General features: G+C 70.7%; 15 protein-coding genes. 7 read left to right on the top strand and 8 right to left on the bottom strand.

Going from position 1 to position 14,821, the window contains the following annotated elements; genetic code table 11:
- Nucleotides 1-132 precede the first annotated feature (132 nt).
- The 5 genes from GCN81_RS20215 to GCN81_RS20195 all read left to right on the top strand — a co-directional run bounded on the left by GCN81_RS20215 (nt 133) and on the right by GCN81_RS20195 (nt 4,295).
- Nucleotides 133-804, top strand: coding sequence for a hypothetical protein (locus GCN81_RS20215; protein ID WP_156726020.1), 672 nt, complete (start codon nt 133-135; stop codon nt 802-804).
- 101 nt (nt 805-905) lie between these two features.
- The gene (locus GCN81_RS20210) at nt 906-1,481 is read left to right on the top strand and encodes a dienelactone hydrolase family protein (RefSeq protein ID WP_156726019.1); all 576 of its coding nucleotides are present in this window, start codon (nt 906-908) and stop codon (nt 1,479-1,481) included.
- Nucleotides 1,482-1,869: 388 nt separating this feature from the next.
- A complete protein-coding gene (locus tag GCN81_RS20205; RefSeq protein WP_325065118.1) occupies nt 1,870-2,544 on the top strand; it encodes a response regulator transcription factor in 675 nt (224 codons plus the stop codon).
- Entirely contained in the window at nt 2,541-3,713 is a 1,173-nt protein-coding gene (locus tag GCN81_RS20200; RefSeq protein WP_156726018.1) for a sensor histidine kinase, read from the top strand. The genes GCN81_RS20205 and GCN81_RS20200 overlap by 4 nt, the downstream gene beginning before the upstream one ends.
- A 45-nt stretch (nt 3,714-3,758) precedes the next feature.
- On the top strand, nt 3,759-4,295 hold the full coding sequence (locus GCN81_RS20195; protein WP_156726017.1) for a hypothetical protein: 537 nt from the start codon (nt 3,759-3,761) through the stop codon (nt 4,293-4,295).
- A 33-nt stretch (nt 4,296-4,328) separates the two neighbouring features.
- Here the strand turns inward: GCN81_RS20195 and GCN81_RS20190 are convergent, their stop codons facing one another.
- The 3 genes from GCN81_RS20190 to GCN81_RS20180 form a co-directional block, all read right to left on the bottom strand.
- On the bottom strand, nt 4,329-5,225 hold the full coding sequence (locus GCN81_RS20190; protein ID WP_156726016.1) for a GNAT family N-acetyltransferase: 897 nt from the start codon (nt 5,223-5,225) through the stop codon (nt 4,329-4,331).
- A gap of 236 nt (nt 5,226-5,461) precedes the next feature.
- On the bottom strand, nt 5,462-6,796 hold the full coding sequence (locus tag GCN81_RS20185; RefSeq protein ID WP_156726015.1) for an SPFH domain-containing protein: 1,335 nt from the start codon (nt 6,794-6,796) through the stop codon (nt 5,462-5,464).
- Nucleotides 6,793-8,556, bottom strand: a complete 1,764-nt coding sequence (locus tag GCN81_RS20180) for an SPFH domain-containing protein (protein ID WP_156726014.1) — start codon at nt 8,554-8,556, stop codon at nt 6,793-6,795. The genes GCN81_RS20185 and GCN81_RS20180 overlap by 4 nt, the downstream gene beginning before the upstream one ends.
- Nucleotides 8,557-8,740: 184 nt before the next feature.
- Here GCN81_RS20180 and GCN81_RS20175 point away from each other — a divergent pair, with 184 nt between their 5' ends.
- On the top strand, nt 8,741-9,484 hold the full coding sequence (locus GCN81_RS20175) for a tyrosine-protein phosphatase (protein ID WP_156726013.1): 744 nt from the start codon (nt 8,741-8,743) through the stop codon (nt 9,482-9,484).
- Nucleotides 9,485-9,514: 30 nt separating this feature from the next.
- Nucleotides 9,515-10,327, top strand: coding sequence for a hypothetical protein (locus tag GCN81_RS20170; RefSeq protein WP_156726012.1), 813 nt, complete (start codon nt 9,515-9,517; stop codon nt 10,325-10,327).
- A 27-nt stretch (nt 10,328-10,354) separates the two neighbouring features.
- On the opposite strand, the gene GCN81_RS20165 is transcribed toward GCN81_RS20170, so the two are convergent.
- The 5 genes from GCN81_RS20165 to GCN81_RS20145 all read right to left on the bottom strand — a co-directional run bounded on the left by GCN81_RS20165 (nt 10,355) and on the right by GCN81_RS20145 (nt 14,709).
- On the bottom strand, nt 10,355-11,134 hold the full coding sequence (locus GCN81_RS20165; protein ID WP_156726011.1) for an alpha/beta fold hydrolase: 780 nt from the start codon (nt 11,132-11,134) through the stop codon (nt 10,355-10,357).
- 141 nt (nt 11,135-11,275) lie between these two features.
- Nucleotides 11,276-12,523, bottom strand: coding sequence for an RNA polymerase sigma factor (locus GCN81_RS20160; protein WP_156726010.1), 1,248 nt, complete (start codon nt 12,521-12,523; stop codon nt 11,276-11,278).
- Entirely contained in the window at nt 12,517-12,936 is a 420-nt protein-coding gene (locus GCN81_RS20155; protein WP_156726009.1) for a YciI family protein, read from the bottom strand. Before GCN81_RS20155 ends, GCN81_RS20160 begins: the two co-directional genes overlap by 7 nt.
- Nucleotides 12,937-13,400: 464 nt before the next feature.
- A complete protein-coding gene (locus GCN81_RS20150) occupies nt 13,401-13,982 on the bottom strand; it encodes a dihydrofolate reductase family protein (protein WP_156726008.1) in 582 nt (193 codons plus the stop codon).
- 130 nt (nt 13,983-14,112) lie between these two features.
- Complete coding sequence (locus GCN81_RS20145) at nt 14,113-14,709, bottom strand: GNAT family N-acetyltransferase (protein ID WP_156726007.1); 597 nt, start codon at nt 14,707-14,709, stop codon at nt 14,113-14,115.
- Between the last annotated feature and the right edge of the window lie 112 nt (nt 14,710-14,821).

Here is a 14,821-nt window from a genome sequence, read left to right as displayed (position 1 = left end):
TTTGCGGTGGGCCGCGGCTTCGCGGTGGGGCCACTGCCTGCCCGTCGCCGCGCCTCCGGTCACGCCCGGTGAGAAAATTAGGCCGTACACGCGTAGTGCCCGAGCTCGGGGATTCTCACGCGGGAGGCTGTCATGATGGCGTCACAGGGCGGGGAAGCCGCTACAGGCCGGGAACTCTGGCCCGGTATCGCGGGGATCGTGTCCGGCGGACTGCTGATCACCGGAGTGCTCCTGACGTGGCGGACACCCGACACCGACGGCAAGGACGCGATCCGTGAGGTCGTGTCCTTCTACTCGAAGGAAAGCAACCAGAACTGGTCGGAGGCCGTCGCCCTGATACTGCTGGCGTCGGCCATGCTGTTCCTCTTCTTCCTCGCCGCGCTGACCCGCGCCGCCGGGAGCCGGGGCACGCTGGTGATCGTGGGTGGCACGATGTTCGCGGTGTCCCTCACAGTCGCGGCGATCTCGGGGAACATCTACGCCATCACGGCCGGCTACTCGGACGTGTTCCCCGTCGCCCCTGCGACCGCGCTCATCGCCATCCTGCTCCTGGACGTGGCGTACGGCGCGCTGATCGGCGCGATGGCCGGCGCGGCCGTAATGCTGTTCGCGGTGTGGCGGGCCGCCCGCACGACTCCGGGCGCAGTGCCCCAGTGGCTGGCTTGGGCCGGGTTCGTGGTGGCCGTACTGTCGCTGGCGGGCCCCGTTAGCGCCTGGCTCACCCCGCTGCTCCTGGCGGTCTGGATGGTGGCGGCAGGTGCGGTGATGGTCGCCCGAGGAACGGTGGCCAAGGCCGCCGCCTGACCGCACGCTCCCGATCCTCCCGACCCTCCCCTACCGGAGTTGGTTAGAGTTCTCGAACTTGTGTTCGCATCTCACGGAACTCTGGACAGGGGTACGCCAGGATGGCCGAGGTAGCACTCTTTCACCACGCGCAGGGGCTGACGCCCGGCGTCATCGCGTTCGCCGACGAGCTGCGGCGTGCCGGGCACACCGTGCACACGCCCGACCTGTTCGCGGGGCGCACCTTCAGCTCACTGGAGGAGGGGGCGGGGCACGCCGTGGAGATCGGGTTCGGCGAGATCGTCGAACGTGGCGTACGGGCGGTCGACGGGCTGTCGGACGGGTTGGTGTACGTCGGGGTCTCGCTGGGGGTGCTGCCCGCGCAGCGGTTGGCGCAGCGGCGGGAGGGTGCGCGTGGGGCGCTGCTCCTTCACGCGTGCGTCCCGGTCACGGAGTTCGGATCCGGTTGGCCTGACGGGGTGCCGGTGCAGGTGCACGCGATGGACGCCGATCCGTTCTTCGTCGGCGAGGGTGACATCGACGCGGCCCGGGCCCTGGTCGGGGAGGCGAAGGACGCGGAGCTGTACCTGTACCCCGGCGGGCAACACCTGTTCAGCGACAGTTCGCTGCCGTCGTACGACGCTGCCGCCGCCGCGCTCCTGAAGCAGCGGGTGCTCGCCTTCCTCAGCCATCGGTAGCGAGCTCGACGTCGATGTCGATGTCGCCGAAACTCGGGGCGGCCACGGGGCCGGGACATGGTCGATCAGCGCTTGTGGCGCGGTGATCGGCAACCCCCCGTGGAGTGCCCGGGCCCCCTGGCGCACCCAAGGGTCCCCGTTCGCACGGCCCGAGGGGCAAGACGCTGGTCAAGCGTCCGCCTCGCGGCCGTGCCGGGGATCGTGACCAATTGTCACAGGGGGTACGGGGCTGGAGCGTCGGCCCTGGGGAGGAGTGGGAGGCGGCGTGCGCTCGTACTTGAGGCCGTCACATGTCCCAATTGCTCGTATTGCACGGGAATCCTCGCGGCAGCCGTGTGGCATCCTGCTGGCGGACATGGTGCACGGCGTCCCAGGAGAGGGCGCGTCGGTGCTGAGGGAAGTCGGGGACACGATGATCCGGGTACTTGTCGTGGACGACGAGGAATTGGTGCGGGAGGCGTTGCGGCGGCTGCTGGCGGCCGAGGACGGCTTCCAGGTCTCGGTCTGCGACAGCTACGCGGCGCTGGACACCGTACGGCGCACGGCACCCGACGTCGTCCTGCTGGACATCGTGATGCCCGAGCCTGACGGACTCACCCTGCTCACCGCGATACGTGAGCTGCCGGAACCGCCGCCGGTGGGCATGCTGACCACCTTCGACGTCCCGGATCAGCTGGAGCTGGCCCTGGCGGGTGGCGCGGCCGGTTTCCTGCTCAAGGACAGCGCGCCCGCGCTCCTCGCCCAGGCCGTACGCGTACTCGCCGCCGGTGGCGTCGTCTGCACGCCGGGCGGCAGCCACTCCGTACTCACCCAGCTGCTCACCAGCCGACGTGAGCCCGTGTACACGTCCCTCGGGCACGACGCGTCGCTGGCGCACCTCACCCCGCGCGAGCGCGAGGTGCTCACCCTGCTCGCCATCGGCCTGTCGAACGCCGACATCTCCACGCAGCTGGCCATCGGTGTCACCACCGTGAAGACCCATATCTCCGCGCTGAAACGCAAGCTGGACGCGTCGAGCCGGGTCGCCCTGGCCACCGTGGCCCAGCGGGCGGGGCTGGCGTGAGCGCCCGCTGGCGAAGAGGGGCGATTGACGCCGCCCTTGTGCTCCTGGCCCTGGTGGAGGCGGTCGCCACCCGCGAATGGGGCCCCGGCTGGATGTTCGGCTGGACCCTGTTCGTCGCTGTCGCGCTGGTCGCGCGGCGCCGCTTCCCTCGTACGGTCCTGGTCCTCGCCCTGCCGGGGCTGGCCAGCGGCTACCTGTGGCTGCCCGCGCTCTTCGCCCTCTACGGGGTGGCCGCCACGCCCCGGCACCGCGCGGAGCCGTGGGTCTGGGCGGGTGTGGCGTACGGGGTGGCGTTCTATCCGTGGCCGCATCTGGGGCCGATCTCCTGGGCGTGGGAGGACATCACCCTGGACCTGCTCGGCGCCGCGTTGCTCGCCCTCGCCCCGGTCGCGCTCGGCCTGCTCGCCGCGTCCCGGCGCGAACTGGCCGCCAAGGCGGCGGAGCTGGCGCTGAGCCGGGAACGGGGGCAGGCACTGGCCGCTGAGCGGGCCACGACGGCCGAACGGGCCCGTATCGCCCGCGAGATGCACGACAGCGTCGCCCACCACCTCAGCCTCATCGCGCTCCGCAGCGAACCCGGCGACCCCGTACGCCACCAGGCCGAGGACGCGCTTGCCGAACTCCGCCGCGCGGTGAGCGCCCTGCGCGCGCCGGGGCTGTCGGCGCTGGGCGCTCTGGTCGAGACAGCGGGGCCGGGTGTACGGCTGCACACCGATCTGGCGGGGGGTGGGGGTGGCGGTGGAGCCGGGGCTTGTGGCGGTGCGGGCGCAGGTGCCAGTGCGGGTGCGGGTGCCGGTGCGGGTGCCAGTGCGGGTGCCGGAGCCGGGGGGCACCTGCCGCTTCCGGTGCAGCAGGCGGCGTACCGCATCGTCCAGGAGGCCCTCACCAACGCCCGTAAGCACGCTCCGGGCAGTCAGGTTCTGGTGACCGTGGAGCGGGACACGTCCGCGCACGTCCTGCGGGCCACGGTACGTACCGACCCGGCGGCCGGACCCGCCGGCCGCTTCCCGGTTTCGGGCGGTGGCCACGGCCTGACCGGGCTCCGGGAGCGGGTGGCGGACCTGCGCGGCACCCTGCAGGCGGGGCCCACGCCGGACGGTGGCTTCCGCGTCCAGGCCGTCCTTCCGCTCGGCGTGCCCGAGGCCGGAAGCCGTGACGCGGCTGCTTGAGCCTAACCCCTGTTCCCGTACGGACGCATGGCGCACGCTGGGCTCATGACTCCCCCGACGCCACCCGCCGACTCCGCCGGTTCCCCTCCGGCTCCGCCGACTCCGCCGGGTTCCTCGCACTGGACCGACCTGAGCCGGGCGCCCGGCTGGGTGATGCTGGTCGCCGCGGTGCTGCTGCTTCTGTCCAGTACGGTCGCCGTCTGGTGGGTCGTCGGTCAGCGGACTCTGGATGAGGTGGCCGACCCCGACCACGCGGTACGGCCCTGGGACATTCCGGCCGGGGTGGAGACGACGGTCGGCGCGGGCGCGCTCCTGACCCTGGTGCTCACCGCGTCGCTCTTCGTGGAGTGGACCCGGACACGTCGGATGGACCCCGTCTGGTGGTCCGCGCTGGGGCCGCTGCTCGGCGTTGGGGTGGCGGTGGCGCTCGGACACCGGGTGGTGACGGCCGAGGTCATCGGGGCCAACATCGGCGCCGGGTTCATCGTGCTGTTCGGCGCGCCGGTGGTGGCCCTGGTCGGAGTGATGGGCCTGGGACGCGCGGTGCAGTTGGCACTACGGGGGCGCCGCCGCCGGACCTGACGGCCAGGGCGGCGCCGCCACTCAGCGGGCCGCTCAGTCAGATGCGAGATCGAGCTGGTACTCGATGGTGCGATGCGTCGGCAGGTAGCCCAACGCGTCGTTCACCGCCAGCATGTGCGCGTTGTCGTCGGCGGTGTCGGTGAGCAGACCGCCGAGGCCGGGATGGCGGTCCTGGGCCTGCCGGATCGCCTCGCCCTTCATCCAGCGGCCGAGTCCGTGCCCCCGGTGCTCGGGCAGCACGCCGGTGCCGTAGTGCTGTCCGTCGCCCTTGCCGTCGCCAGGCACGACCAGTTCGCAGAACCCGGCGATCGAACCGTCCGACGTGTCGACGGCGGCGACGGTGTGGAGCAGATCGCCGCGCTGCTCGATAGCCCTGGCCACGGCCCTGACCCGGTCGACGTCCCAGGTCACCTGACCGTAGTCGGTCTCCCCCATCGGCATGTCGTCCATGGCACGGCGCGATGCGGCGAACGTCTCGGCGAGCGCGTCCGGCACCGTGCCCTCCCAGGAGGTCAGCCGGTAGCCGGGGCGCTGCCGCTCGGTGTGGTGGGTGAGGGCGGCACTGTCAGCCGTACTGAGCGGAAGCGGCAGCCGCGCGTACGTCAGGGCCAGCACCGGGCGAAAGCCGCGCCCCGCCAGGAACCCGTCGCCCTCCGAGCCCGCCCCGGCCTGGGCGATCACCGCCCGCCGCCCGTCCGCACGGGCAGCCGCCACGACCTCACCCAGCAACAGCGTCCCCGCGCCGTTCCGCCGCTCAGCCGGGTGCACCCGCAGCTCCAGCTCGGCCAGGTGGTCCTGCCCCGGCCGGGTGAACAGCCGCAGGAACGCCGCCCCGACGGGATTCCCCTCCGCGTCAGACGCCAGCCACACCAGACGACGGCTGGACGGTGCGGGCTCGGGGTCGGCCAGCGCGGTGATACGCAACGTCAAGGAGACTCCTCGGAAGGCGACAACGGCCCGCCGATGCTAGGGCCTGTCCGGCAGACAGACCCTAGCCACATCAACCAGCCACCCGCGCGGCATTAACCGCCGAACGCGGGCGCAGACGCAAGCGGAGACGCAGGCACCCGCGCGGCGGCACCCGGCCCGCCAACCGACCAGGTACCACCGCACGCACGCATCAGCGCCGACCCCCGCCGACCCTCAGCGCCGAGGGAGCACCGGGCTCACTCCGCGTCGCCCGGCTCTGAGCGGGACGACTCGGCGGAGTACGGCGCGCCGTTCACCGCAGGCAACGACGTCATCCGTGGCAGCAGCTGCGCGGCGAGCAGCGTCGACAGCGCCGAGGTGTCGCCGCCCCCGCCCGCGTCGGTGCGTACCACCACCGGCTGCGGGGCCTTCGACGCCAGCTCCGCGCCCACGTCCAGGCGGCGGCGGGCCAGTTCGTACTGGAGCACCGCGCGGTTGTCGCGGTACGCCTGGGCGAGCCTGCGCTGGGCCTTCGCCTCGTTCTCGGCGGAGATCAGCCCACTGCGGCCACGGGTCTCGATCTCGAAGCGGACCCGCTGAGCGTTGGTCTCCTGCTCCTCAAGGAGCTGGGCGACCTGTTCCCGCGCCTTGTTCAGCGCGGCCTTGACCTCGACGATGCGCGCGTCCCGTACCTTCTTCGCCCGCTCGATGTCCATGCCCAGGCTGTCGATACGGCGCTTGCGGGTCAGACCCCACTCCTGCTCGTACGCGGTGCGCTCCTTCGCGACCCGCTCCCGCGTCGCCAGATGCTGCTGGTACTGGGCGGGCAGCTGCACCTCGGGGATGTTGGAGCCGGTGATGCGGACGCCGTAGCGGGACAGCTGGCGGTTGAGCAGTTCCTGCATATCGGCGACGTCCGAGCCGCGCAGGTCGTACGCGCGCTCGGTACGCACCTGCCGCGCGCGCTGCCGGATCGCGTCCTGGACCGCGCTGGACAGCACCAGGTCGAAGTTCCCCGCGCCGATGCTGCGGACGAACAGCACCGCGTCGTTGATCCGGAACTTCAGGAAGAACTCGATGGACCTGAGCGGCACGTTCTCCTGCGTCGGGCAGGCCATCACGGGGGCCGAGTACGGGATCTCGGTGGCGATGTCGACGACGAAGTCGACCCGGGACCACGGGTGCCACAGGTAGTGGCGGCCGGGCTCCAGGGTGCGGGTCACCGCGCCGTAGCGGGTGAGGATGCCGTTCGTGCCCTGCTCGATCTCGACGATCGAGGAGCGCCACCACCACAGCGCGCCGATCAGCAGCAGCACGCCGCCGACGGCGTACGCGAATCCGGCGGGCGCGCCGTAGGCGACGTCACCCACGGTCCCGGAGTCGGCCGCCTTGATGGACAGCATCACCCCGGTCAGCAGGGCGAAGGCGCTGGCCCACAGGGGCAGCATCCACCACAGCTTGCGGCGGTGGCGGGGGATGATGACGGGGACCAGGGTGCCCGCCTCGCCGCCGCGCAGCAGTTGGGGGATCTCGCTCCAGGAGGCCACGGCCTCGGAGATGACGGACCTCTGGCTCATACGTGCGGTGCTCATTCGCCTGCCTCCTCGAAGAGGTCGTCGCCGTGCGGCTTCTCGGGTGTCTCAGGAGCCACGGGCGCACCGCCTGACTCGGCTGCGCCGCCTGACTGGGCCGCGGCACCGGACCCGGCGTCGGCGCCGCCCTGCGCGCCCTGCGCGCCCGGCACGACCGGGGACGCGGGCACGGTCGGCCGATCGGCCTCCAGCAGGGTGTCGATCTCCGCCTGCCGCTCGGTGATCCGCCCGGCCACCTCCGACAGCCTGGCCCGTACGGCGGCCATGTCGGCGTCCGTGAACAGCTCCGCGCCCCGCTCGCCGACCATTTCCCTGGCGAGCGCGAGGAAGTCGACCCCGGCGCCACCGTCGACGCCGTCCGCACCGATCCTGACCAACCGCGGCAGGTGGTCGGCGACCCCCTCCAGGGTGTCCAGGATCTGCTGCTGGTAGCGGTACTCGAGGATCTCCGGGGCCTCCGCCGCGGTCACCGCGCGGATGTCCAGAGCCTGCGCCTCCAGCAGGGCCGCGTTGGCCTTGGCCTCCGACTCGGCCTGCACGTACCGCTGGCGGGCCAGCGCCTGCGCGCGGTTCGTCTCGCGCTCCACGGCGGTGTCCATCTGCGCCTGGTACTGGGCGATGTCCGCCTGGATCGCGGAGAGCGTCTCGTGGCTGGTGGCCAACTCCTTGGCCAGGTCGCCCTCGTCCTGCTCCTTGCGGAGCTGGAGCGCGTACTCGTGGGTGTACGCCTCCTTGGCGACGCGCACCATCTCCGGAGCCGCCAGGTCCATCCGGTAGTTGCGGTCGGAGGGTTCGGCGTGCGTGATGTTGGCGTTGGTGAGCTCGACCGCGGGCCGGAACTGCTGGTTCAGCTGCTCCAGGAGGCGGCCGGTGTCCTCGCCGACCATGTCGTAGATCCCGGCGGCCTCCTGCTCGTAGATCAGGCTGCGGATCGTCTCGCTGACCGCGTTGCTCAGCTTCTCCTCGAAGCCGCGCACCGCGCCCAGGGTGTAGACGAACTCACTCGGGTCGCTGATCCGGAACTGGATGAACAGGTCGATCGAGGCTTTGACGCCGCCCTTGGTCGGGGCCTCGCGCACCGGCGCGTTGAACGGGTACTCACGCGTGGTGTTGACGATGTACGAGACCCGCTTCCAGGGGCTCAGCAGAATCACCCGCCCGGGACCCACCACCTTCTCCAGCTTTCCGAAGCGGGTGATCATGGCCTGGCTGCCGTCCGGGACCATCACCATCCCCTGGCGCCACCAGACGAAGGCGACGGCCAGGAGGGAGAGCACCCAGTAGTGGATACCGAACAGCGGATTGCCGAGCACACCGCTGCCGGTCGCCGACACGATGACGGTGCCGATGACGCCGACGACGAGGAGCAGCAGCACCGGCAGCATGCTCAGCAGTGAGCGGCCCTTGGGGATCACCATGGGGCAGATGGCGTGCACCATCTCGCCGCCCTCGCGCTGCTGTTCGGTGCGGTTGAGGGTCTCCCCGGCATCGTCCAGGGGGACGGTCTGCTGCGCCATGACAGTGGCGATGGAGCCGCCCTGCTCACGGGCGGCGGGGAAGTCGGCCGGGTCCATCCCTTCTTCCTGCGGCTCGGACAGCTCCTCACCCGAGGTGTCCTGGCCCTGGGCCCTGGCCCGCTCCGCGCCGCCACCTCGGCCCATACGCCGCCGTAGTTCCTCTTCGGCCACCTGGCGTGGATCGGTTCCGGCGGCCACTGAGGAGGCCACGCGCCGGAGGCCTTCTGCCCGCGAACGTGCCACGGTTCCCCCTTCGTCTTTCTGTCGTCTGAAGTATTGACGTGATCGTGTTGCTTGGCCCTCGTCATCCCACACCACGGGTCCGGCCGCCGATAAGGCGGGTGCACCGATCGTGACAACACTGATGTGCGGGGTAAGGCGCCCCAGAGCCGTGCCGGATGGGGCGGCGCTGCCTAGGGTGTCACGGATGAGCAGACACATCGCGTTCGCGCGCCTGCACAACTTCCGTGACCTGGGCGGATATCGCACCGCCGACAGCCGTACGGTGCGCTGGCGCCGCCTCTACCGGTCGGACTCGCTGAGCAAGCTCCAGGGAGCCGACCTGGACCGCTTCCGCTCCCTCGGTGTACGCACCGTAATCGACCTGCGCTACCCCTGGGAGATCGCCAGGAAGGGCCGGGTACCCGACAGCCCGGGCCTCACGTACGTCAACCTGAGCGTGGAGCACCGCCCGTACGACCAGGCCGAGATCGACCCCTCGGTGGACCCCTGGCGCTACCTCGCCGACCGGTTCGCGGAGGTCGCCCTGGACGGGGCCGTGGAACTCAGGGAAGCCCTGCGGGTGATCGCGTACGGGGACGAACCGCAGGTCTTCCACTGCGCGTCGGGCAAGGACCGTACGGGCCTGCTCGCGGCCATCGTCCTGTCGCTGCTCGGTGTGGCCGATGACGACATCGCCGCGGACTTCGCTCTCACCGAACTGGCCACCGAACGTCTGGTGGCCGACTGGAAGACGGCTCATCCCGGCCGGACCCTGCGGTGGCCCGGATACGGCCGGGCACCGGAGGAGGTCATCCGGCTCGTCCTGTCCGACCTGAACGACACCTACGGCTCCGTGCACGACTACGCGGTCAAGCATGTGGGCGTCGACGACTCCCTGATCTCCGAACTGCGTGCTCAACTCCTCACCCCCTCGCCTTCGCGTACATAGGTCCCTGGTGACCCTGGGTACATTGCGCTCATGTCCATACCGGGGTCCCAGCCGAATCCGTACCAGCACAATCCCTATCAGCAGCAGCCGGGCGCGTCCGCCGCACCGAACCCGTACCAGCAGCAGCCAGCGCCCGTCGGCCAACCCGGGTTCCCGCCGCTGGTGAGCGGCCCGCCGCCGATGGGACCGTCCCCTGCGCGGGGGCGTGCTTCGGGCCCGCTGTGGGGACTTGGCGGCGCGGTGCTCGCCTCAGCGATCTGGGCGGGGACGCTCTTCGGCACCGGCAACCTGGGCGGCGACCAGGCGGACCTCAGGGGTTACCAGTTCTCGGCGAACCTCTGCGACACCGCCACGTACGACTCCCTTCTGAAGCGCTACAAGTTCAAGGAAACCTCCACGCCGACCACGCGCTACGCCTCCGAGCAGGACGCCCTCGACCAGAGCCACTGCACGCGCAACCTCGTGGACCGGGAGTCAAGTTCGAGCTACTCGAGCACCTACGTCTACTCCACCGCGACCTGGCACAAGAAGGCTGACCCAGGGGTCGAGTTCGCCTCCTCGTACCAGGCGTACGAGGACCGGGGGACCGATGACTACACGTACGAGGTCAAGCCCGTCGGCGACCTCGGCGACGAGGCGTACCTGATCACCAATACCCGGACCAAGTCCGAGCGGACGTCCTCGATCATCCTCGCCGTGCGGGACGGCTGGTTCACTTACCAGGTGACCTGGAGCTCGTACACGAGCAGTTCCGCGAAGACGGACCCGCCCTCCACCGCGGACGTCACGGACATGCTCACCAACGACACCAGAGCGACGCTGACCGCACTCAAGGAGTCCTGACCCCCATTCGGCTACGTGGCACGCCGTTCAGCCCTCCCGCACGAGTGCCGCCGCGGTGGCGCGGGCGAAGCCCTCCGGGTTGTCCAGCATGATGTTGTGCCCACAGTCCGCGACGGGGACGACCGAGACCCCCGACGCGACCAGCGCCTCCCCGCCCGGCAGCGGACCATCGGCCTCCGGCAGCAGGAAGGCGCGGGGTATTTTCAGGTCCAGGAGCAGCTCACGCATCGTGGGTATCGAGCCGCGGACCAGCTGGACCGCACTGCGGTACAGGGCTTCCCGGCCAGCCAGGCGCATGGTGGACCACCAGTGCGGACCGGCCAGATCACGTACCTCAGCCCAGCCACCGGCCAGGAACTCCTCCTCGGTGTACGCCGCGATGCCGCTGCTCCCCTCGGATCCGGGCACGGACGGCAACGGGAGCGGGTCGAGGTTGGCGTCGACGAGGACCAGCCGGGAGACCAGGTGTGGGTATCGGGCGGCCAGGATGATGGCCACCGAACCGCCCATGCTGTGCGCGATCAGCTCGGCGCCCCTCACCCCGGCGACTTCCAGCGCGGCGGCCAACGCGTCGGCGTGCGACTCCAGTCCGTAGTCGAAGTGCGTCGGCCGGTCGCTGATGCCGTGCCCGAGCAGGTCGATCAGCAGGGACCGGTGACCCGCGAGCAGCGGATGGACCGCCACCTCCGTGAAGTAGGCCGGGGACGAGGCCCCAAGCCCGTGCACGTACACCCGGGCCGGCTCCCGCCCCGGCAGTTCGGTCCAGCGGATCAGATCGCCCTCAGCCGTCACCGTTGCCTGACGCATGATTCTCTCCTCCCCCTCGATCCACGACGGCCCGCGCGGCCCACCTGCCAGGCGGCGCCGCGAGATCCGACATACGACCATCATGAGGGGCACCACTGACAACGCCCCGAGCGAGAGCCGACGACGATCCGTTCCCGCAGGTCAGAGAGGGTCAGGCGGGGCGAGCCGAGCTGCCCGCGCCTGCAGGTACCGGGCCTCCGGGACGCTGCGGGTGCCCAACGCGGCCGCCCGGTAGGCGGACCCGGCACGCGCGGTGTCACCCGCCATCTCCAGCAGGTGTGCCCGCACCGCGTCCAGCCGGTAGTGGCCCTTCAGCGCGTCCTCCAACCCACCCAGCTCGGCGAGTCCCGCATGCGGCCCACGCACCATCGCGACCGCCACGACCCGCCCCAGCTCGGCCATCGGCTCCGGCGCGGACCGCACCAACAGGTCGTACAGCGCGAGGATCTGCGGCCAGTCGGTGTCCTCGGCGCGCGCCGCTTCGTCGTGTAGCGCGGCGATCGCGGCCTGAAGCTGGTAGGGACCGACGGGCGGTTGCGACAGCGCCTCCTCCACGAGTTCCACGCCCTCGGCGACGGCTGCCTGGTCCCAGCGTCCGCGGTCCTGCTCGTGGAGCGGGACCAACTCGCCGTGCGGCCCGGTGCGTGCGGGGCCGCGTGCGTCCGTGAGCAGCATCAGCGCGAGCAGCCCGGTGACCGCCCCGTCGCGGGGCAGGAGGCGGCGTACGGATCTGGTCAGCCGGATCGCCTCGCGTGCCAGGTCGGCCCGGCGCAGCGTGCAGCCAGAGGTCGCCGTGTAGCCCTCGTTGAAGATCAGGTAGAGCACCTGCAGGACCGCGGCGAGCCGCTGGTCCCGGTCGTCGGGCCCGGGCGGGCGGAAGTGGACTCCGCGCACTTTCCGCTTGGCCCGGCTGATCCGCTGGGCCATGGTCGCCTCGGGTACCAGCAGCGCGCGGGCGATTTCGGCCGTGGTCAGGCCGCCGACGGCCCGCAGGGTCAGTGCGACCTGTGCGGCTGGTGTCAGCTCAGGGTGGCAGCACAGGAAGAGCAGTGTGAGGGTGTCGTCTTCGCTCGGGGCGCGGCTCTCACCGGGCGGCGGCGCGGTGAAAGCGTCCTGGGGTGTGCGGGCGGCGGCGGTCTGCTCGCGGCGGCGTCGGGCCTCTTCGCTGCGCAGCAGGTCCGTGAGCCGCCGGGAGGCGACCCTGATCAGCCAGCCGCGCGGGTTGGCCGGGACGCCCCGCTGGGGCCACTGCCCGGCCGCGGCGAGGAGTGCCTCCTGTACGGCGTCCTCGGCCAGGTCGAAGTGTCCGTACCGGCGCACCAGCGCACCGAGGACCTGCGGCGCGTGCAGGCGCAGCAGATCCTCGAAGGATGCGTCCGGATCTAGCACACAGCGTCTCCGCCCGCCTCCTGGATGGGCCGGATGACCACCGGATAGTTGGGCGCGCCCACGGGCACCGGGCACGCGGCGACACGCTTGGCGATCTCGGTCACCCGCTCGAGCGACGCGCAGTCGAGCACCCAGTACCCGGCGAGTACCTCCTTGGTCTCGCCGTACGGGCCATCGGAGACGACCGGCTTGCCGTCCTTGCCGGGGGTGACCAGGCGGGTCTGCGCGGGTTCCACAAGCCCCTGGCCATCCACCATTTCACCCGACTCCGCCAGGTCGTCGTTGAGCGCGGCCATGTGCGCGAACATCGCCTGGACTTCCTGCTCGCTCCACGCCGGGCTGGCCGCGGACGCCTTGCCGCTCATCGCCTCGTAGTCGGCCTGTGTGCCCTGCACCATCACCAGGTACTTCATGATTCCGCTCCCTGTCGTCGGTTGCCTGGGCCACCCCCGACGGGTGGCTGGCACTTGAGACGTCGGAGCGGAATCAGCGTTCTCGACATCCCCGCGGAACAACTTCGGATACGCACAAAGAGGTGACGCGGAACGGGACGAGACCGGAGCCGGAGCCGCTCAGGACTGCGCCGCGGGGTTCTCCGGCGGCTCCTGTGACGACTCAGGGCTTTCCTCCGCGGGAGGGCCTTCCTCCGTATGCGCATCCGAGGGCCCGGCGCCTTCTCGCGCCTCGCAGTTCGGGTTGTGGCAGGGTCCAGCCACCCAGATCGGGACGAACGCTCCCAGGATCTTGCGCCGCTTGATGACCGCCTGCACCGGCTGCTTACAGACCGGGCAGACGTGTCTGGCCCCGGAGGGGGCTCGACCCACGTCTTTGGCCATATATCCAGGTTATGCCCGATTCCACCCCCCGACCAGGCGTGCTACCGCTTGCGGCTGTACGTGGTGACCACCGCCCCGTTCCCGAACGACCGCACCGAGTCGAGCGTGAACTCCCTGAGGGCGAAGCCGGCGTCGGCCAGCGGCATCCCGGAGCCCAGGAACACCGGATAGGTCTTGATCACCAGCGCGTCGATCTCGTCGACCAGCTGGCCCGCCAGGTTCGCGCCGCCGCAGAGGTAGATGCCGAGCCCGTCCTCCTGCTTGAGTGCGCGGACCTTCGCGACCACGTCGCCGGAGACGATCTCCACGGCCGGGTCCGGCGACTCGGCGAGCGAGCGGGATACGACGTACTGCCGCGCGTGGGCGTAGGGGCTGGTGCAGCCGACCTTCAGTCCCACGTCGTAGGTCGCCCGCCCCTGGATGACCGTGTCGAAGTGCTTGTTCTCCAGGTCGTCGATGCCGAGCGGGATGCGGCCCGGCGTGGGAAGCGTCTCCGGGTACTCCGACGTGAGGTAGTCGATGAACTCGCCGTCCACCCACTGCGTGAAGAACTCACCATCCCCGTCCGGCGCGCCGATGAAGCCGTCGATCGAGGTGGCGATGAAGTACGAGAGCTTGCGCAATCTGGTCCCCTTGCCTATGCCGTGGAGTGCCAGTGCCCACCCAATGAAGCACTTCGCTCATAGTGCTTCACATGAAGTGGTTTGGCAAGGGCTTTGAGCCACCCGGCGGGAAGCCCCCTGGGAGCCCCCGTCAGCGCCCCTTCGGTTCCCGCCACATAGGAAACATCTGCGGCCCGTCCGGCAACTGGACCGCCCGCCCCGTGAAAGCGAAGCCGAGCCGCTCATACAGCTGGCGGCTGCGCATGTTGCTCGCCTCCAGGTAGGCGGGCACGCCGTCTTGGTCGCAGCGCTCCAGGACAGGGGCCAGCAGCGCCGTGCCGAGCCCCTCGCCCTGCCGCCCGGGGTCCGCCGCGATCAGCATCAGATATTCGTGCTCCCGGTCATGCGGATGGACCGCGCCGGTCAACCGGCCGACCAACTCGGCCCGCTCGTTGTCCGGATCGGCCGCCTCACGCATCCGTACGGGCGTGTCGTCCTCCTCGTCGGGCGCCCCGGCGGGCACGCGCAGCCACAGCGCGACGGCCGCCCCCTCGTCCGCGATGTCAACCCGCCCCTCACGCAGAGCGATATCCAGGAAGACGCCCATGAAGACGCCGTGCACCTCCCGACGGCGCGCCACGTCCGGGAAGACCCAACTGCTGACCGGGTCGTCCGTGAAAGCCTCGTCCAGCAGCCGCACCAGCGACTCCCGGTCTCTTTCCGCTGCCCTGCGAATGGTCACGCCCATACGCCGACCCCTCTCCAACCACCCTGGAAACACTGGCGTTTGCAGCGTAAGTGATCACTCGTACGAGGGATGGGCGGACTGGCGGGAACTCGAAGATCCCGGGCCCCGTTCT

The organism is Streptomyces apocyni (assembly GCF_009739465.1).
Classification (GTDB): domain Bacteria; phylum Actinomycetota; class Actinomycetes; order Streptomycetales; family Streptomycetaceae; genus Streptomyces; species Streptomyces apocyni.
This window is presented reverse-complemented; position numbering and strand designations above follow the sequence as displayed.